The sequence below is a fragment of the Rhodococcus sp. Leaf247 genome (genome assembly GCF_001426185.1).
GTDB lineage: Bacteria > Actinomycetota > Actinomycetes > Mycobacteriales > Mycobacteriaceae > Rhodococcoides.
On record NZ_LMRP01000003.1, the window covers coordinates 25,731 to 43,467 of the forward strand.

The window sequence follows — 17,737 nt, forward strand, 5'->3', positions numbered from 1 at the left end:
GATTTTCAGGAGCATCGTTGTTCGAATCACTGTCCGACAGATTGACCGGAAGCCTCAAGGATCTGAGGGGCAAGGGTCGGCTCTCGGGTGCCGACATCGATGCCGTCTGCCGTGAGATCCGTCTGGCACTGCTCGATGCCGATGTCGCCCTCCCCGTCGTGCGGGCGTTCATCACGCGCATCAAGGAGCGTGCCAAGGGTGCGGAGGTCTCCGCAGCGCTGAACCCTGCCCAGCAGGTCGTCAAGATCGTCAACGACGAGCTGGTCGGCATCCTCGGCGGCGAGACACGTCGGGTGGAGTTCGCCAAGAATCCGCCCACGGTCATCATGCTGGCGGGTCTGCAGGGTTCCGGTAAGACGACGCTGGCCGGAAAGCTGGCCAAATGGCTCAAGGACCAGAACCACACGCCGCTGCTCGTCGCCTGTGACCTCCAGCGCCCCGGGGCCGTCAGCCAGCTGCAGATCGTCGGTGAACGCGCCGGGGCCTCGGTCTTCGCGCCGCATCCCGGAACGTCCATCGGTGGCGGCGAGAACGCCCTCGGCGTGACGGCGGCGGATCCCGTCGAGGTTGCTCGGGCGGGTGTCGCCGAGGCCCGCGCCAAGCAGTTCGACGTGGTCATCGTCGACACCGCGGGCCGCCTCGGTATCGACACCGAGCTCATGGGCCAGGCCGCCGGTATCCGCGACGCGACGAACCCCGACGAGATCCTGTTCGTGCTCGACGCGATGATCGGCCAGGACGCCGTCAGCACGGCGCAGGCGTTCCAGGACGGCGTCGGCTTCACCGGCGTGGTGCTGACCAAGCTCGACGGCGACGCCCGTGGTGGCGCCGCGCTGAGTGTGCGCGAGGTGACCGGTCGACCGATCATGTTCGCCTCCACCGGCGAGAAGCTCGAGGACTTCGAGATCTTCCACCCGGATCGCATGGCGAGCCGGATCCTGGGCATGGGCGACCTCCTCAGCCTCATCGAACAGGCCGAGACCGTCTTCGATGCCCAGCAGGCGGAGGAGACGGCCGCCAAGATCGGCTCCGGGCAGCTGACGCTCGAGGACTTCCTCGAGCAGATGATGGCCATTCGCAAGATGGGTCCGATCGGCAACCTGTTGGGGATGCTCCCCGGTGCGGGTCAGATGAAGGACGCACTCGCCTCCGTCGACGACAAGCAGCTCGACCGCGTGCAGGCCATCATCCGCGGCATGACGCCCGCCGAGCGCGCGGATCCGAAGATGATCAACGCGTCGCGCCGTCTGCGCATCGCGAACGGTTCCGGCGTGAAGGTCTCCGACGTCAACCAGTTGGTGGACCGCTTCTTCGAGGCCCGCAAGATGATGGCGTCGATGGCCGGCCGGATGGGAATGCCGGGCGCGCGCAAACAGGTGCAGCGCAGCAACAAGAAGGGCAAGAAAGGCAAGAAGGGCGGCCGCGGCCCCACTCCGCCCAAGGGCGTGCGCGGGGGCTTCCCCGGCATGCCGGGTGGGATGCCCGCGGGTATGCCGGATCTGTCGTCGATGCCCAAGGGCCTCGACCAGCTCCCGCCGGGTCTCGAGGGTATCGACCTGTCCCAGCTGAAGCTGCCCAAGAAGTAAGTCGGACACGTGCGTACCTCACCGAGCCTGCATCTTCGCGGTGTCCTGCTGCCCGGTGACGAGCAGCGGGACGTCTGGGTGCGGGACGGCCTGATCTCGATGGACCCGGTTCCCGGGGCCACCACCGTCGGGTCCGGTGGCTGGATCGTGCCCGGTCTGGTCGACGCGCACTGCCACGTCGGCATCAAGTACGGCGGCGGACACGAGGATCACGACGGCGCGATCGCGCAGGCGACCACCGAGCGCGAGGTGGGTGCACTGCTCCTGCGTGACGCTGGATCGCCCGTCGACACTCGCGAGCTGGACGACCACGACGACCTGCCCCGGATCATCCGCGCCGGTCGGCACATCGCGATGCCCAAGCGATACATTCCCGGGCTCGCCGTCGACCTCGAGGACGAGTCGCAGCTGCCGGAGGCCGTACGGCAGCAGGCTCGGCTCGGTGACGGGTGGGTCAAGCTGGTCGGTGACTGGATCGACCGCAGCGTGGGCGATCTGGCCCCGCTGTGGGACGACGACATCCTGCGGGCCGCGATCGACGCGGCGCACTCCGAAGGTGCACGGGTCACGGCGCACGTCTTCGGTGAGGACGCGCTGCCGGGTCTGATCGGCGCCGGCATCGACTGCATCGAACACGGGACCGGACTCACCGACGACACGGTCGAGATGATGGTCGAGCACGGGACGGCCCTGGTTCCCACGCTGATCAACATCGAGACGTTCCCGTCCATCGCGGACTCGGCCGGGCGCTACCCGCGGTACGCCGATCACATGCGTGACCTCCACGCCCGCGTCGCCGACACCGTCGGGCGCGCGCACGACGCCGGGGTGCCGATCTACGCGGGAACCGATGCCGGAGGCAGCATCGAGCACGGCCGCGTGGCGGACGAGGTGGCCGCGCTGACGGCGGTGGGATTGTCCCCGACGGACGCGCTGGGCGCGGCCAGTTGGAACGCCCGGCGGTGGCTCGGTCGGGCGGGCGTCGAGCACGGCGCTCCGGCCGACCTGGTCTTCTACACCGAGGATCCGCGGACCGGTCCGGACGTGCTGTCTGCACCCGACGTCGTGATTCTGCGCGGACGTATCTGGTGAGGCGTCAGCGACCGCGGTAGCGGCGTTCCGGTCGACCGGCCCGGCCGTACTGCAGGCGGACGTCGAGGATCCCGCAGGCCAGGTAGTGCTCCAGGTACCGCCGGGCGCTCACCCGTGAGATCCCCACGGCCTCTGCGCATTCCGACGCCGAGAGTTCGGCGTCGCCGGTCATCTGCGCGAGGACGATCGCGCCCGTCTCGGGGGAGAGGCCTTTCGGCAGACGGACCGCGGCGCCGTCCGTCGAGGCCGCCTCCGCGGCGCCGCTGCGGAACAGGGAATCCACGAGCGACTGGTCGGCGCGGCCGGATGTCAGCGCGTCGACACGTGCGGTGAACGCGTCCAGTTTGTCGCGCAGCTGCGGGTACTCGAACGGTTTGATCAAGTAGTCGGCGGCTCCACCGCTGAGCGCGTCGGCGACCGTGTCCAGCTCGCGAGCCGCGGTGATCATGATGACGCCGACCGGGTTCTTCTCGGCCCGCAGAGTGCGCAACACCTCGAGACCCGACGCGTCGGGAAGGTGCACGTCCAGAAGAACCAGATCAGGAGTCAGACGCGCGACGGCGGCAAGCGCGTCGGCAGCGGTGTGCGCCACGCCGACCGCGGAGAATCCTGCGGTGTGCTCGACGAAGCGACGGTGGATGTCGGCCACCATGAAGTCGTCGTCCACCACCAGCACCGTGGGCACGTGGTCGGTCCTCTCTGATCAGGGTGCGCCCGACGCTAGCCGAGCGGCATTCGTACACGGAAACGGGCGCCGCCGGTCTCGGCGTCCTCGATGGTCGCCGTACCTCCGTGTTGGACGCTCACCAGTCGAACCAGGGCGAGGCCGATCCCGCGGCCGCCGGGGACATCCGGTTTCGAGGTCACTCCGCGTGAGAAGACCAGTTCCTTCATGCTCGGAGACACACCGGGACCCGAGTCGGTCACCTCGATCTCGAGCTCGGGATCATCACGCACGATCACCGTGATCGTCCGATCACCGCTCTCGCGGGAGACGTCGAGCGCGTTGTCGACGAGGTTCCCCACGACCGTGATGACGTCCGTCGACAGCGCAGGATCGAGCGCGCGGAGTCGGGAGGACGGGTCGAGCACCAGGCTCACACCGGCCTCGGCGGCGAGCGAGGTCTTCGCGATCAGCAGCGCCGCGACAGCCGGATCGTGGATGTGCGCGGTGATCGAGTCGCTGATCTGCGCGCGACGCCGCGTGAGAGTGCCCACTAGAGCAGTGACGTCGTCGTAGCTGCCGAGTTGGGCCAGGCCGGAGATGGTGTGCAGCTGGTTCGCGAATTCGTGCGTCTGTGCTCGCAAGGTGTCGGTGACGCTCTTGTGGGAGGTCAACTGGCTCTGCATGGACGCGAGCTCGGTGCTGTCGCGCATCGTGGTCACGGTGCCGATGTGCTGGCCCCTGCTCTCGCCGCGGCGGCTGGTGGCACTGCGCCTGTTGAGCGCCAGAACCCGTGTGGAGGTGGTCACCACGACGTCCTCGACGTCACCGTCGGACACGAGGACCTCGCGAACGCCCGCATCGAGCTCGACGTCGGTGACGCGGCGACCGACGACGTCGGGATCGAGATCGAGGAGCGCGCAGGCGCTGTCGTTGATCATCGTGATGCGCCCGTCGTTCCCGATGGCGATGACCCCTTCACGGATGCTGTGCAGCAACGCTTCTCGGTGATCTGCCAGGCTGGCGATCTCCGCCGTCTCGAGTCCGAGGGTGTGTCGGCGGATGCGTCGGGACAGCATCCACGACCCCAGAGCGCCGATACCGGCGCCGAGGCCGAGGTAGATCAGGAGCCGAGCGCCGGAGTCCGACAACAGCATCCACGTCGACGGGTAGTTCTCGGTCACCGTCACCACGGCGAGTACTCCACCGTCGGTGTCGAGAATCGGGACGTGTCCGGCGATGGACGGCCGGCCGGCGACATCGACGTCGCCGTACCATCCCCGCCCACGGAAGACGTCGCTGTCACCGAGTTCGGCGGTCACGCCCACGCGCGTGGGGTCCGTCGAGACGTCGACGACGCCGTCGGTGGACACGATCTCGGCGAGGGTGGCACCCGAGAGTGACACGGCGCGATCGACGTCGGGCGCGAGAACCTGCTCGACGAGTGGGGCGTCGAGCTGTTCTCGGACTATCGGGGTGGACGCCAGAGATTCCGCGACCGACAGCATCCGCCCGCCGCGGATGTCACGGAACTCGGTGGTCGACTGGTGGATCGAGACGGCGGCCACGGCGCCGAGGACGACGGCCACCACGACCAGCTGCAGCACGAGGAACTGCCCGGCCAGCGACCGCCGCCGCGCCGGCCGAGCAAGTGTGTGCGGTCGTGACCACAAAGAACTCAACTTTCCTTGCTACCGAATAGGTGACCTGGATCACCCGAGCATCGATGATTGCTCTCGATCACAGTCTTACATCACGAACAGAGATGAAACGAGGACCGATGCGGAGAAGGCTGACAGCCGTTCTGGCGCTGATGCTGCTGCTCGCAGCATGCGGCGTCACCCGCGGCGACGAGGGCGAAGGGCTGCATCGGATACGCATGATGGTCCCGAACAGTCCCGGTGGTGGGTACGACCTCACGGCGCGTACCGCGGTGAAGATCATGGAGGACGACGACATCACCGGCCGCGTCGAGGTGTTCAACGTCATCGGCGCCGGCGGCACCGTGGCGATGGCGCGCTTGATGAACGAGTCCGGCAACGACGACATCATGATGATGATGGGCCTCGGTGTGGTGGGCGCGGTCTACACGAACGGTTCCGCGGCCCGAGTCTCCGACGCGACGCCGCTCGCGAAGATGGTGGAAGAGCAGGAAGGCATTCTCGTCCCCGCCGACTCCCCGTTCCGCACGGTCAACGAGCTGGTCGACGCCTGGCGAGCGAATCCCGGTGCCGTGACCATCGGCGGCGGCTCGTCGCCCGGCGGCCCCGACCACCTGTTCCCGATGGAGACCGCACAGGCGGTCGGCGTCGACCCCACCGCGGTCAACTACATCTCCTACGACGGCGGCGGCGATCTGCTCACCGCGCTGCTGGGCAACAAGATCACCGCCGGCACATCGGGACTGGGGGAGTACGTCGACCAGATCGAGGCCGGTCAGGTGCGGGTCCTCGCCGTCTCGGGTTCCGAGCGCGTACCGGGTGTCGACGCTCCGACCTTGCGCGAGGCGGGCATCGATCTCGAATTCACCAACTGGCGCGGCATTCTCGCCCCGCCCGGACTGTCCGACGACGCTCGCGCCGAGATGGTCGAGGCGCTGACCGAACTGCATGCCACGACGGAATGGAAGGACGCACTTGTGACCAACGGTTGGACCGACGCCTTCGAGACGGGCCCGGGCTTCGAACAGTTCCTGCGCGAGCAGGACGAACGAGTCGAGTCGACTCTGACGGAACTGGGGCTGGTGTGACCGCCACGGTGGAACGTCCGGACGATGCCGCAGAGCAGAATCGTCCCGACTGGGCGCAGTTCGTCGTCTGCGCGGTCATGGTCGTCGTCGGAATCTTCCTGATCGTCGACGCCCTCTCTCTGACAGCCGAATTCGCGAAGGTCGACCCGGTCGGGCCGAAGCTCTTCCCGTTGGTCGTCGGCATCGGTCTGCTGGTGTGCTCGGTACTTCTCGCCATCGCCACCGCGCGCGGCAGCAAGGGCGCCCCGGACGACGGCGAGGACATCGACACCTCGACACCGGCCGATTGGAAGACCGTCGGCCTGCTGGTGGCTCTTTTCGTAGCGACCGTCGCTCTGGTCGACGTGCTCGGCTGGGTGATCATGGGCGCATTGCTGTTCGGCGGCGCGTCGACGATCCTGGGCAACCGTCACTGGATCCGCAATCTGGGCATCGGACTGGTGCTCTCACTGATCAGCTTCTACGCGTTCTACGTCGGACTCGGAATCCCGTTGTCCGCAGGCATCCTGGACGGAATCCTCTGATGGACAATCTGAACTGGCTCATGGAGGGGTTCTCCCAGGCGGCGACGCCGATGAACCTGCTCTACGCCTGCATCGGTGTGCTTCTCGGCACCGCGGTGGGTGTGCTCCCCGGCATCGGCCCGGCCATGACCGTCGCGCTGCTGCTCCCGATCACCTACAACGTCAGTCCCAGTGCCGCGTTCATCATGTTCGCCGGCATCTACTACGGCGGCATGTACGGCGGTTCGACCACCTCGATCCTGCTCAACACCCCGGGCGAATCGTCGTCGGTGATCACGGCGATCGAAGGCAACAAGATGGCCAAGGCGGGGCGGGCAGCTCAAGCGCTCGCCACCGCCGCCATCGGCTCGTTCATCGCCGGCACGATCGGCACGATGTTGCTGGTGCTGTTCGCACCCATGGTCTCCCGGTTCGCGGTGTCCCTCGGTGCGCCGTCGTACCTCGCGATCATGTTGCTGGCGCTCGTCGCCGTCACCGCGGTACTCGGATCCTCGAAACTGAGGGGCTGCATCTCCCTGTTGCTCGGCCTGTCCATCGGGCTGGTCGGCATCGACTTCCTGACGGGCCAGCCCCGCGCGACGCTCGGCATCCCGCAGCTCTCCGACGGCATCGACATCGTCGTCATCGCGGTCGCTGTCTTCGCTCTCGGTGAAGCACTGTGGGTCGCCGCACACCTGCGTCGCAAGCCGGCCGAGGTCATTCCCGTCGGGCGTCCGTGGATGGGCAAGAGCGACTGGAAGCGGTCGTGGAAGCCCTGGCTGCGCGGAACCGCCTACGGCTTCCCGTTCGGTGCACTTCCCGCCGGCGGCGCCGAGTTGCCGACGTTCCTGAGCTACATCACCGAGAAGAAGCTGTCGAAGCATCCCGAGGAATTCGGTAAGGGCGCCATCGAGGGCGTCGCCGGACCCGAGGCCGCCAACAACGCGTCCGCGGCCGGCACCCTGGTCCCGATGCTCTCGCTCGGCCTGCCGACCAACGCCACCGCGGCGGTCATGCTCACGGCATTCGTCTCGTACGGCATCCAGCCCGGCCCGACGCTCTTCGACAAGGAGCCGCTGCTGATCTGGACGCTGATCGCCAGCCTCTTCATCGGTAACTTCCTGCTGCTCGTGCTGAACCTGCCGCTCGCACCGGTGTGGGCCAAGCTCCTGCGCACTCCTCGCCCCTACCTCTATGCGGGAATCCTGTTCTTCTCGGTGCTCGGTGCGTACGCGGTGAATCTGCAGTGGCTCGACCTCGCGTTGCTGCTGGTCTTCGGTCTTCTCGGACTGATGATGCGGCGCTTCGGACTGCCCGTGCTCCCGCTGATCATCGGCGTGATCCTCGGACCGCGCATCGAACGTCAGCTCCGCCAGACGCTGCAACTCAACGAAGGCGACTGGAGCGGCATCTTCACCGAGCCCATCGCCGTGGTGGTCTACGCGATCATCGCCGTCCTGCTGATCGCGCCGCTGCTGGCGCGCCTCGTCCGACCCCGTACGTCCGCCACCGCGGACCGGGAACTTCAGAAGGAGAACGCATGATCGTCGTCGGCTACACCCCGGACAAGTACGGCCGAGCCGCCCTCGAGCACGGCATCGCCGAAGCGAAGGCCCATGGCACCGAGGTGACCGTGGTCAACGCCTCGAAGGGCGATGCGCTGGCCGACCCGCACTTCGCCGACTCCGCAGCGGTGGACCGGTTGCAGAGCACGCTCGAGTCGTCCGGCGTGCCGTTCACCGTCGAGCAGGACGTCACGACGGATCCGGTCGAAGCACTGCTGACCGCGATGGAGAAGCCCGACGCGGACATCCTGGTGATCGGCATCCGACATCGCACACCCGTCGGCAAGCTGTTGATGGGGAGCACGGCGCAGCGCATCCTGCTCTCGTGCCCCAAGCCGGTCCTGGCGGTCAAGTCCGACGAGTAGCCGGACGGGCGATTTCTCCGGACGGCCCGTGATCTGGCAGAATCAACGCCTGTTCGCCCGTCTCCGGTTCCGTACCGAGCGGCGGTCACAACATCCATTCACCGCAAAACCGGGTGCGCATGCCGTGCGCATCGCCGAATTGCGCCGTGACCAGCGGTTGCATCACGCAACCACACCGAAAGAGGCTTTGTTTCACATGGCAGTCAAGATCAAGCTCACCCGTCTCGGCAAGATCCGCAACCCGCAGTACCGCATCGTCGTCGCCGATGCGCGCACGCGTCGTGGTGGCCGCGCCATCGAGACCATCGGCAAGTACCACCCCAAGGAAGAGCCTTCCTTGATCCAGATCGACTCCGAGCGTGCGCAGCACTGGCTCAGCGTGGGCGCACAGCCCACCGAGCCCGTCGCGGCCCTGCTCAAGATCACCGGTGACTGGCAGAAGTTCAAGGGCCTGCCGGGCGCCGAGGGCACGCTGCGCGTCAAGGAGCCCAAAACCTCCAAGCTGGATCTCTTCAACGCAGCTCTCGCTGCCGCCGACAACGAGCCCGTCGGCGAGGCCACCACGCCCAAGAAGAAGAAGGCCGCCAAGGCCGACGACGCTGCAGAGAGCGCTCCGGCAGCCGAGACCGCCGACGCCACCGCCGAGTCCGCCGACAAGTGAGCACCGTGGTCGCCGACGCCGTCGAACATCTCGTTCGCGGCATCGTCTCCAATCCTGACGACGTTCGCGTCGACATGATCACCGGTCGCCGTGGTCGGACCGTCGAGGTGCACGTGCACCCCGACGATCTGGGCAAGGTCATCGGCCGTGGCGGGCGCACCGCCACGGCGATCCGGACACTCGTCTCGGGTATCGGCGGCCGCGGCATCCGTGTCGACGTCGTCGACACGGATCGCTGAACTCGCTGTCGTGGAGCTCGTCGTAGGTCGCGTCGCGAAGTCGCACGGCATCAAGGGCGAGGTCGTCGTCGAGGTACGTACCGACGATCCGGACGAGCGTTTCGCTGCCGGCTCGGTGCTGCACGGACGGTCACGTCGTGACAACCGCACGACCGACTACACGGTGGAAGCCGCCCGGGATCACTCCGGGCGGCTTCTGCTGCGTCTGAAAGGTATCTCCGACCGCGGGGAGGCCGACGCGCTGCGCGGCACCCTGTTCGTCGTCGACACGGCGGATCTCCCCGCGTCGGACGACCCCGACGAGTTCTACGATCACGAACTCGAGGGGATGACGGTGCAGTTCGCGGCCGACCATCCGTCCGCCGGCGAGGTGGTGGGAACGGTCACCGAGGTCCTGCACTCGGCCGCGGGGGAGTTGCTGTCCATCGCCCCTGCCGACGAGAGCGTCGGTCGAGAGCTTCTGGTGCCGTTCGTCGCCGCCATCGTGGTGTCGGTGTCCCGCACGTCCCGGACGGTCGAGATCGATCCTCCCGAAGGGCTTCTGGACGGCGAGTGATGCGCATCGACGTGGTGACCATCTTCCCGGAATACCTCGAACCCATGCGTACCGCGTTGTTGGGCAAGGCCATCCAGAACGGCCTGGTCACCCTCGGGGTGCACGATCTCCGGGACTGGACGCACGACGTCCACAAAGCTGTCGACGACTCTCCGTACGGCGGCGGGCCCGGAATGGTCATGAAACCCACGGTGTGGGGCGATGCCCTGGACGACGTGATGCGCGACGCGGATCCCGTTCTCGTGGTTCCTACCCCTGCCGGCGTGCCGTTCACGCAGCGCACCGCCGAGAGATGGTCTCGTGAGAGCCATCTGGTGTTCGCTTGCGGGCGCTACGAGGGCATCGATCAACGGGTGTTCGACGACGCCGCCACCCGCGTGCGGGTCGAGGAGGTGAGCATCGGTGACTACGTGCTCATCGGCGGTGAGGCAGCCGTCCTCGTCATGACCGAGGCGGTCACCAGGTTGTTGCCGGGCGTCCTGGGCAATCAGCTCTCGCATCAACAGGATTCGTTTTCCGACGGGCTGCTGGAGGGGCCGGGGTATACCCGTCCCGCCACCTGGCGAGGGCTCGATGTTCCTCCGGTCCTGTTGTCGGGCAACCACGCTCGCATCGAGGAGTGGCGCCGCGAGCAGTCGCTGGAGCGGACCGCCGAACGTCGTCCCGATCTGTTGCCCCCGACGACCTAGTCGACGACGCCGTCCGGGAACAGGATCTTCAGTGCACCCGTCACGGTGACCCTGGCGTGCTTGGCGCCGTCGTCGTCGGTGACCGCGGTGTCGGCGGTGGTGTCCGCACTGCCGCCGTCCGAGCCGTACCACGGGTCCTCGCGGGACAGTACGGCGACGACGTACCGCTCGCCCTCGCCGACGAATCCGGTACTCAGATGGATCCAGCGGCCGTCGACGCAGCACATCCATCCTTGCTTGATCCCGCGAACAGGCTCACCCGACAACGCGCGAGGAATGCCGAAGGTCTGCGGGTACCCGTCCGCGCCGTCCTCGGTGTACGCCTCGAGATCGCCGACGATGGTCGCGCGGTCGGGGGCGGCGAGTCCGCCGTTGCCGTCGAGGACGGCGTCGTAGTACTGCACGAGATCTGCTGCCGTGGTGCGGGTGTTCCACCAGATGCCGTCTGCCGACGGTGCCGTCGCGGGCAACCCGTAGCGTGCCGCCACTCGCGTGACCACGTCCGAGCCGCCGGCGGTGTCCCACAGCACCTGTGCGGCACTGTCGTCGGAGGAGGAGAGCATCGGTGCGATGAGCGCGCGGGCGTCGTCGCCCAGAGCGAACTCGCCGCGAGAGGACCGGAAGAGAAGGTCGTCCGCGATGAAGAGCTTGACGACGGACGCTGTCTCGATGGGGTCGCGGTCGCCCGAGCCCATGTAGCTTCCGGTCACTCTGTCGAGGAAACCGATGGACAGCGTGGCGCCGCGCGCCGCGGCACCGTCCAGGGCCTGCTGCAGGCGGCCGGTGAGATCCGGCGCCATGGGCATCTCCGGTTCGGGGAACTCCGGCGCCACCGGAACGGTCGCTGCCGCAGGTGCCGCGTCGGGCTGCGAGCACGCACCGAGCGCCGACATCGCCAGGACCGATGCCACCACCACGGCTGCGATTCGCCGCACGGGCGGCGAGAGAACTGTCACGTATCTACCGATCTGTCATGGCGTGCGATCGCAGCGGACCGCACGACGAGTTCCACGGTACCGGCGCGGTAAGGTCCATCGCCGTGACGTCCGCTGTGAAATCTGTCAATCGCCGGATCGCCGATGAGCTGGAGGTCGCGGAAGAGCGTGTACGCGCCGCGGTCGAGCTCCTCGACGGAGGGGCGACGGTTCCCTTCATCGCTCGCTACCGCAAGGAAGTGACGGGCACGCTCGACGACATCCAACTCCGTCTCATCGACGAACGGCTCCGCTACCTGCGCGAACTCGACGAACGACGCGACGCGGTGCTCGAGTCGATCCGCGGCCAGGGCAAGCTCGACGACGCGCTCGAGAAGCAGATCGTGCTGGCCGACACCAAAGCCCGCCTCGAGGACATCTATCTGCCGTTCAAGCCGAAGCGTCGGACGAAAGCGCAGATCGCTCGTGAAGCCGGCCATCAGCCCGTGGCCGATGCGCTCCTCGGTGACCCCACCACCGACCCGTCGACCTACTCGGACGAGCAACTCGCCGGAGCTCGCGCCATCCTCGTCGAGCACTTCGCGGAGGACGCGGACCTCGTCGGATCGCTGCGTGAGTCGATGTGGACCCGTGGTCGCCTCACCGCCGCCGTCCGTCCGGGCAAGGAGACCGAGGGCGCCAAGTTCTCGGACTACTTCGAGTTCTCCGAGTCCTTCACCTCGGTTCCCTCGCACCGCGTTCTCGCTGCGCTGCGCGGGGAGAAGGAGGAGGTGCTGTCGCTGACGATGGATCCCGAGCCCACCTCGGACGAGCCGGTCCCCGGCGTGCCCTCCGTCTACGAGACGGCGATCGCGGCGAAGTTCGGCATCGGCGATCACGGCCGGCCCGCGGATCGCTGGCTGCTCGACACCGTCCGATGGGCATGGCGGACGAAGCTCCTGGTCAGCCTCGGCATCGACACCCGGATGCGGCTGCGCCAGGCTGCCGAGGAGCGTGCCGTCGACGTCTTCGCGTCCAACCTGAAGGACCTGCTCCTCGCCGCTCCCGCAGGCAGCAGGACGACCATGGGCCTGGACCCGGGTTTCCGGACCGGCACCAAGGTCGCCGTCGTCGATCCGACGGGCAAAGTGCTGGCGTACGACACGATCTACCCGCACAAGCCGCAGGGGAAGTGGAACGACGCCCTGGCCACCCTCGCCGGGTTGGCCGCGAAGCACGGCGTCGACCTGGTGGCGATCGGTAACGGCACCGCGTCACGGGAGACCGACGCACTCGCCGCGGAACTGATCGCGAAGTACCCGGCCGCCAAGCTGACCAAGGCGATGGTCTCGGAGGCCGGCGCGTCCGTGTACTCCGCGTCGGCCTACGGCTCGCGTGAACTCCCGGAGCTCGACGTCTCGATCCGCGGCGCGGTGTCCATCGCGCGTCGTCTGCAGGATCCGCTCGCGGAACTGGTGAAGATCGATCCGAAGTCGATCGGCGTCGGGCAGTACCAGCACGACGTCTCCGAGTCGATGCTCGCGCGATCGTTGGGTGCCGTCGTCGAGGACGCGGTGAACGCGGTCGGAGTCGACGTGAACACCGCCAGCGTCCCGCTTCTCGCCCGAGTATCGGGCGTCGCCACGACCCTCGCCGAGTCGATCGTCGCGCACCGGGATGCGAACGGCCCCTTCCGGTCACGGTCGGCGCTGCAGAAGGTGCCCCGCCTCGGGCCCAAGGCGTTCGAGCAGTGCGCGGGTTTCCTCCGCATCACCGACGGCGACGATCCGCTCGACAGGTCCAGCGTCCACCCCGAGGCGTACCCCGTCGTGCGCCGCATCGTCGACAAGGCAGGTGTGGGGGTTCGCGAGGTCGTCGGCAACGAACGGGTCCTGCGATCGCTGCGTCCGCAGGACTTCGTCGACGACCGCTTCGGGCTCCCGACCGTCACCGACATCCTCGCCGAGCTCGAGAAGCCGGGCCGTGACCCCCGCCCCGAGTTCGCGACGGCAACCTTCGCCGCGGGAGTGGAGAAGGTGGGGGATCTCGAACCGGGAATGGTGCTCGAAGGTGTCGTCACCAACGTCGCGGCGTTCGGGGCCTTCGTCGACGTCGGTGTCCACCAGGACGGGCTCGTCCACGTCTCCGCCATGTCGACGGAGTTCGTCCGCGACCCGCACGACGTCGTCAAGTCGGGACAGGTGGTCAAGGTCAAGGTCATGGAGGTCGACCTCCCGCGCCAGCGCATCGGCCTGTCGCTGCGGCTCGACGACGAGATCGGCGGCGGATCCCCGCGCACCGCGCAGAACTCCGCACCGGAACGCCGGGACCGGCGCGGCGCCGGTGCCGCCCCGCGGAAGACTGCGAAACAACCGCCTGCGCCCGCGGCAGCCGGATCCATGGCCGACGCTCTGCGCAGAGCGGGCTTCGGAAAGTAGGCGCCCGCCGGACCGGCCTCGATACACTGCGAGCGTCCGGTCCGGCACGGATCCGAGAGGTGGAGCGATGGAGCGGTGGCTGCATCACGTCTCCGACGAGGGCCGGATCCCGCTGTTGTTCTTCCTCGTGGGATTCATCGTCGGCTTCGCGTTCATCCGGTTCAGCGTGCGCATGATCCGTGCACAGGTGTCCTGGTGGCCCGGCAACGTCACGCCGGGTGGGCACCACGTGCATCACGTGGTCTTCGGCGTCGTCTGCATGCTGGTGTCCGGGGTGGCGATGATCGCGGTCTACGTCGACGGCACGCAGACCACCGGGGCGGTGCTGGCGACGTTCTTCGGCATCGGCGCCGCGCTGGTCCTCGACGAGTTCGCGCTGATCTTCTATCTGGAGGACGTGTACTGGGCAGAACAGGGCCGAACCTCCGTCGACGCGGTCTTCGTCGCCGTCGCGGCCACCATCATGCTGTTGTTCGGTCTGAAACCGCTGGAATTCTTCGACGTGGCCGGATTCCGCGAGGACGCGAACGTCGGTGTCAGGGTCCTGATCGTCGTTCTCGCCGCGCTCAACCTGCTGCTGGCCGCGATCGTGCTGGCCAAGGGCAAGATCTGGACGGGCCTGGTCGGCCTGTTCTTCCTCCCGTTGCTCCTGATCGGTGCGATCAGACTGTCCCGCCCCGGTGCGCCGTGGGCCCGATGGCGCTACACCCGACGGCCCAAGCGGATGGCGAAGGCGCTGCGCCGGGAGAAGAACCTCCGACGGCCGGTGGTGCGCGCCAAGATCTGGATGCAGGACGCGATAGCCGGCACCCCAGACGCCGAGCACGTCCGTGCGGTCACGGAGGACGTCCTGGACCGCGTCGTCCAGCCCGCACCGCCTCCGTCGTCGAGTCGGACGGACAGGGAACACGTGACGACGGGCTGATCCCCGTCGATTTCGTCTCGACCTGTCTCTCTGGCACAATCGTGGGGTTGCCCGACCCGGCGCGTGCGTTCCGCATGCTCCGACGACGGGTGGACACCTATTCGGAGTACGAACCAGTCGAGCGTCGACGGCACCATCGTCGGCAGCCGCTCGGGTCCTCTGCTCGAGATCTCGTCACAGCAAGGATGAACCATGAACACCCTGGATTTCCTGGACAAGCAGTCGCTGCGTAGCGACATTCCCGAGTTCCGCCCGGGCGACACACTGAACGTGCACGTGAAGGTCATCGAGGGCTCGAAAGAGCGCGTGCAGATCTTCAAGGGCGTCGTCATTCGGCGTCAGGGTGGCGGCATCCGCGAGACCTTCACGGTCCGCAAGGTGTCCTTCGGCGTCGGTGTCGAGCGCACCTTCCCCGTCCACACCCCGAACATCTCCCTCATCGAGGTCGTGACCCGCGGTGACGTGCGTCGCGCCAAGCTGTACTACCTGCGCGAGCTGCGCGGCAAGAAGGCCAAGATCAAGGAAAAGCGCTGATCCACGGCGTCGTTCGTCGTCCGGCCGGGCACACGAGGTTCTTCCTCGGGTGTCCGGCCGTTCCATATTCCGGGCCTGCGGTTAATCTCTAGTCGTGACGGACAAGCGCGTGAGCGACGACAACGACGACACGCCACCGGTGAAGAAGCCCCGGTCCTTCTGGCGAGAACTTCCCATCCTCATCCTGGTCGCGCTCGTTCTGAGCTTCCTCCTGCAGACCTTCGTCGCGAGGGTGTATCTCATCCCCTCCGAGTCGATGGAGCCGACGCTGCACGGCTGCACCGGGTGCACCGGCGACCGCATCGTGGTGGAGAAGGTGTCCTACCGTTTCGGCGATCCGAAGGCCGGTGACGTCATCGTCTTCCGCGGCCCTCCGTCGTGGGACGGTGACTACGTCTCCACGCGGTCGTCCAACGTCGTCGTGCGAGGCGCGCAGGAACTCGGTTCCCTCGTCGGCCTCGTGGCCCCGGACGAGAACGATCTGGTCAAGCGCGTCATCGCCACCGGCGGGCAGACCGTCGAGTGCTGCGACGAGCAGGGTCGGGTCCTGGTGGACGGCAAACCTCTCGACGAGCCCTACATCACCATGGACTTCGACTTCGTGCCCGGCTCCCTCACCTGCGACACCCCGATCCGGTCCGGCAGGTGCTTCGGCCCCGTCACGGTGCCGGAGGGCAACGTCTGGGTCATGGGTGACAACCGCAGCAACTCGGCCGACTCGCGGTACCACGTCGCCGACGAACTGCAGGGAACGATCCCGCTGGACAACGTCATCGGTGAGGCGCAGGCCATCGTCCTGCCGCCCGGTCGCTGGGGCCTCATCGACGATCCGGACATCCAGGGTCAGTGAGTCCCCGCACCATCACGGCGACGCCGCGGCTCTCACGAACGTCGTGGCCGCCGCGGACCGTCATCCGGCGCGCCGGGGGTATGCGCACGATGGAGTCGGCGCTGCTGCGGTCCGGACTCGGTCCCGTTGCGGGTGTCGACGAAGCAGGGCGCGGCGCCTGTGCGGGCCCGCTGGTCGTGGCTGCGTGCATCCTCGGAGACCGCGCTCGATCGTCTCTCGAGGTACTCGACGACTCCAAGAAGCTCAGTGAGAACACGCGGGAAGCGTTGTTTCCGAAAGTTATTCGCTGGGCCACGGCGTACTCGATCGTGACGATTCCCGCAGCGGAGATCGACCGGATCGGTATCCACGTCGCCAACATCGAGGGAATGCGCCGCGCGGTCGCGGGCCTGGCCGTCGATCCCGGGTACGTGTTGACCGACGGGTTCCGTGTGCCGGGTCTGCCGGCGCCGTCCCTGCCCGTCATCGGCGGAGACGCGACCGCCGCGTGCATCGCGGCCGCGAGCGTGCTGGCGAAGGTGCACCGCGATCGCATCATGCGCCGAATGGACCGCGACATCCCCGGGTACGACTTCTCGATCCACAAGGGCTACAACACGACTCTGCACACCGATGCCCTCGCACGTCTGGGAGCGAGTCACGAGCATCGACAGTCCTGGGCGAACGTGTCGGGACTGTCTCCTCGGACGGACGGCGACAGGGCCGATTGACGCCTCACGACGTCGATGCGGGATGATGTCGGCATGAGTGCCGAGGATCTCGAGAAGTACGAAACCGAGATGGAACTGTCGCTGTACCGGGAGTATCGCGACATCGTCGGCCAGTTCACCTACGTGGTGGAGACCGAGCGCCGCTTCTACCTGGCCAACTCGGTGGAGATGATTCCCCGCAACGCCGACGGCGAGATCTACTTCGAGGTGCGGATGTCCGACGCATGGGTCTGGGACATGTACCGACCCGCACGATTCGTCAAGCACGTCCGCGTCATCACGTTCAAGGACGTCAACATCGAGGAACTCGACAAGCCGGACCTCAGACTTCCCGAGTGACGATCCTGGCATTGAGGTGCCAGCCCTCGTAGCCGTCGTCCAGGCCGCGAGTGTCGGCATGTTCGATGGAGCTTCGCGGAATCGACAACATCCTCGCGGTGCGTACGGCCCAGCGGTAGTCACCACGGCCGATCTCTCGTGTCGACTGCTCTCCCACGTCGTCGTTCGAGGTCCACAGCAGCGCGTACGGGTGGTCCGGCCGGCCCGCGTGCGGTGCCCGGCGCAACAAGAACTCGGTCGGCGCCCCTGCCGACGAATCGTTCGCGCTGCTCATCGTTCGATCCTAGGGAAGTCCGAGCGTCGTCGCCGGGCAACGGCCGATCCACAACCAGGGACGTCATCCCCAACATTTCTGTCG

The 17,737-nt window shown here is 67.3% G+C and carries 20 protein-coding genes; 16 read left to right on the forward strand and 4 right to left on the reverse strand.

Features of this window, described 5'->3' with window-relative positions:
* Nucleotides 1-17: 17 nt before the first annotated feature.
* Together ffh and ASG64_RS15395 are read left to right on the forward strand one after the other, a co-directional pair.
* A complete protein-coding gene (ffh, locus tag ASG64_RS15390) occupies nucleotides 18-1,586 on the forward strand; it encodes a signal recognition particle protein (RefSeq protein WP_056074480.1) in 1,569 nt (522 codons plus the stop codon).
* Between the two features lie 27 nt (nucleotides 1,587-1,613).
* Nucleotides 1,614-2,678 carry a metal-dependent hydrolase family protein gene (locus ASG64_RS15395; RefSeq protein ID WP_056075018.1) on the forward strand — a complete coding sequence of 355 codons (1,065 nt, stop codon included), beginning with the start codon at nucleotides 1,614-1,616 and terminating at the stop codon, nucleotides 2,676-2,678.
* A 4-nt stretch (nucleotides 2,679-2,682) separates the two neighbouring features.
* Here ASG64_RS15395 and ASG64_RS15400 read toward each other — a convergent pair whose 3' ends face one another.
* Complete coding sequence (locus tag ASG64_RS15400) at nucleotides 2,683-3,363, reverse strand: response regulator (RefSeq protein WP_156388435.1); 681 nt, start codon at nucleotides 3,361-3,363, stop codon at nucleotides 2,683-2,685.
* A 35-nt stretch (nucleotides 3,364-3,398) separates the two neighbouring features.
* Nucleotides 3,399-5,024 (reverse strand): ATP-binding protein, encoded by a 1,626-nt coding sequence (locus ASG64_RS15405; RefSeq protein ID WP_082518539.1) that lies wholly within the window; start codon nucleotides 5,022-5,024, stop codon nucleotides 3,399-3,401.
* A gap of 98 nt (nucleotides 5,025-5,122) precedes the next feature.
* Between ASG64_RS15405 and ASG64_RS15410 the strand changes: the two genes are divergently transcribed.
* The 8 genes from ASG64_RS15410 (at nucleotide 5,123) to trmD (ending at nucleotide 10,669) form a co-directional block, all read left to right on the forward strand.
* A complete protein-coding gene (locus tag ASG64_RS15410; RefSeq protein ID WP_235579631.1) occupies nucleotides 5,123-6,091 on the forward strand; it encodes a Bug family tripartite tricarboxylate transporter substrate binding protein in 969 nt (322 codons plus the stop codon).
* The gene (locus ASG64_RS15415; RefSeq protein WP_327212903.1) at nucleotides 6,088-6,615 is read left to right on the forward strand and encodes a tripartite tricarboxylate transporter TctB family protein; all 528 of its coding nucleotides are present in this window, start codon (nucleotides 6,088-6,090) and stop codon (nucleotides 6,613-6,615) included. The genes ASG64_RS15410 and ASG64_RS15415 overlap by 4 nt, the downstream gene beginning before the upstream one ends.
* Nucleotides 6,615-8,138 (forward strand): tripartite tricarboxylate transporter permease, encoded by a 1,524-nt coding sequence (locus tag ASG64_RS15420; RefSeq protein WP_056074483.1) that lies wholly within the window; start codon nucleotides 6,615-6,617, stop codon nucleotides 8,136-8,138. Before ASG64_RS15415 ends, ASG64_RS15420 begins: the two co-directional genes overlap by 1 nt.
* On the forward strand, nucleotides 8,135-8,524 hold the full coding sequence (locus ASG64_RS15425) for a universal stress protein (protein WP_056074484.1): 390 nt from the start codon (nucleotides 8,135-8,137) through the stop codon (nucleotides 8,522-8,524). Before ASG64_RS15420 ends, ASG64_RS15425 begins: the two co-directional genes overlap by 4 nt.
* A gap of 196 nt (nucleotides 8,525-8,720) precedes the next feature.
* The gene (rpsP, locus tag ASG64_RS15430; protein WP_042572529.1) at nucleotides 8,721-9,185 is read left to right on the forward strand and encodes a 30S ribosomal protein S16; all 465 of its coding nucleotides are present in this window, start codon (nucleotides 8,721-8,723) and stop codon (nucleotides 9,183-9,185) included.
* On the forward strand, nucleotides 9,182-9,424 hold the full coding sequence (locus tag ASG64_RS15435; RefSeq protein WP_042572530.1) for an RNA-binding protein: 243 nt from the start codon (nucleotides 9,182-9,184) through the stop codon (nucleotides 9,422-9,424). The genes rpsP and ASG64_RS15435 overlap by 4 nt, the downstream gene beginning before the upstream one ends.
* 10 nt (nucleotides 9,425-9,434) lie before the next feature.
* On the forward strand, nucleotides 9,435-9,980 hold the full coding sequence (gene rimM / locus ASG64_RS15440) for a ribosome maturation factor RimM (protein ID WP_056075029.1): 546 nt from the start codon (nucleotides 9,435-9,437) through the stop codon (nucleotides 9,978-9,980).
* Nucleotides 9,980-10,669, forward strand: a complete 690-nt coding sequence (trmD, locus tag ASG64_RS15445) for a tRNA (guanosine(37)-N1)-methyltransferase TrmD (RefSeq protein ID WP_056074485.1) — start codon at nucleotides 9,980-9,982, stop codon at nucleotides 10,667-10,669. Before rimM ends, trmD begins: the two co-directional genes overlap by 1 nt.
* Here trmD and ASG64_RS15450 read toward each other — a convergent pair.
* On the reverse strand, nucleotides 10,666-11,604 hold the full coding sequence (locus tag ASG64_RS15450) for a hypothetical protein (protein ID WP_052493053.1): 939 nt from the start codon (nucleotides 11,602-11,604) through the stop codon (nucleotides 10,666-10,668). The two genes, trmD and ASG64_RS15450, sit on opposite strands and share 4 nt — an antisense overlap.
* 104 nt (nucleotides 11,605-11,708) lie before the next feature.
* Between ASG64_RS15450 and ASG64_RS15455 the strand changes: the two genes are divergently transcribed.
* The 6 genes from ASG64_RS15455 (at nucleotide 11,709) to ASG64_RS15480 (ending at nucleotide 17,379) form a co-directional block, all read left to right on the forward strand.
* Nucleotides 11,709-14,021 (forward strand): Tex family protein, encoded by a 2,313-nt coding sequence (locus tag ASG64_RS15455; protein ID WP_056075032.1) that lies wholly within the window; start codon nucleotides 11,709-11,711, stop codon nucleotides 14,019-14,021.
* A gap of 67 nt (nucleotides 14,022-14,088) precedes the next feature.
* Complete coding sequence (locus tag ASG64_RS15460; protein ID WP_042572532.1) at nucleotides 14,089-14,946, forward strand: hypothetical protein; 858 nt, start codon at nucleotides 14,089-14,091, stop codon at nucleotides 14,944-14,946.
* A gap of 192 nt (nucleotides 14,947-15,138) precedes the next feature.
* Nucleotides 15,139-15,480, forward strand: a complete 342-nt coding sequence (gene rplS, locus ASG64_RS15465; protein WP_042572533.1) for a 50S ribosomal protein L19 — start codon at nucleotides 15,139-15,141, stop codon at nucleotides 15,478-15,480.
* Nucleotides 15,481-15,574: 94 nt separating this feature from the next.
* Nucleotides 15,575-16,330 (forward strand): signal peptidase I, encoded by a 756-nt coding sequence (lepB, locus tag ASG64_RS15470; RefSeq protein WP_042572534.1) that lies wholly within the window; start codon nucleotides 15,575-15,577, stop codon nucleotides 16,328-16,330.
* A gap of 80 nt (nucleotides 16,331-16,410) precedes the next feature.
* The gene (locus ASG64_RS15475) at nucleotides 16,411-17,040 is read left to right on the forward strand and encodes a ribonuclease HII (RefSeq protein ID WP_042572687.1); all 630 of its coding nucleotides are present in this window, start codon (nucleotides 16,411-16,413) and stop codon (nucleotides 17,038-17,040) included.
* A 33-nt stretch (nucleotides 17,041-17,073) separates the two neighbouring features.
* Nucleotides 17,074-17,379, forward strand: a complete 306-nt coding sequence (locus ASG64_RS15480) for a DUF2469 domain-containing protein (RefSeq protein ID WP_027505026.1) — start codon at nucleotides 17,074-17,076, stop codon at nucleotides 17,377-17,379.
* Here the strand turns inward: ASG64_RS15480 and ASG64_RS15485 are convergent.
* Complete coding sequence (locus tag ASG64_RS15485) at nucleotides 17,363-17,653, reverse strand: hypothetical protein (protein ID WP_056074487.1); 291 nt, start codon at nucleotides 17,651-17,653, stop codon at nucleotides 17,363-17,365. The two genes, ASG64_RS15480 and ASG64_RS15485, sit on opposite strands and share 17 nt — an antisense overlap.
* Nucleotides 17,654-17,737 lie beyond the last annotated feature (84 nt).

What these genes read in the sequence shown, in the direction of transcription:
- ASG64_RS15410 (WP_235579631.1), top strand. Translation starts at nt 5,123, where the DNA reads ATGCGGAGAAGGCTGACAGCCGTTCTGGCGCTGATGCTGCTGCTCGCA.
- ASG64_RS15420 (WP_056074483.1), top strand. Translation starts at nt 6,615, where the DNA reads ATGGACAATCTGAACTGGCTCATGGAGGGGTTCTCCCAGGCGGCGACG.
- ASG64_RS15425 (WP_056074484.1), top strand. Translation starts at nt 8,135, where the DNA reads ATGATCGTCGTCGGCTACACCCCGGACAAGTACGGCCGAGCCGCCCTC.
- rpsP (WP_042572529.1), top strand. Translation starts at nt 8,721, where the DNA reads ATGGCAGTCAAGATCAAGCTCACCCGTCTCGGCAAGATCCGCAACCCG.
- trmD (WP_056074485.1), top strand. Translation starts at nt 9,980, where the DNA reads ATGCGCATCGACGTGGTGACCATCTTCCCGGAATACCTCGAACCCATG.
- ASG64_RS15460 (WP_042572532.1), top strand. Translation starts at nt 14,089, where the DNA reads ATGGAGCGGTGGCTGCATCACGTCTCCGACGAGGGCCGGATCCCGCTG.
- rplS (WP_042572533.1), top strand. Translation starts at nt 15,139, where the DNA reads ATGAACACCCTGGATTTCCTGGACAAGCAGTCGCTGCGTAGCGACATT.
- ASG64_RS15475 (WP_042572687.1), top strand. Translation starts at nt 16,411, where the DNA reads ATGCGCACGATGGAGTCGGCGCTGCTGCGGTCCGGACTCGGTCCCGTT.
- ASG64_RS15480 (WP_027505026.1), top strand. Translation starts at nt 17,074, where the DNA reads ATGAGTGCCGAGGATCTCGAGAAGTACGAAACCGAGATGGAACTGTCG.
- ASG64_RS15485 (WP_056074487.1), bottom strand. Translation starts at nt 17,653, where the DNA reads ATGAGCAGCGCGAACGATTCGTCGGCAGGGGCGCCGACCGAGTTCTTG.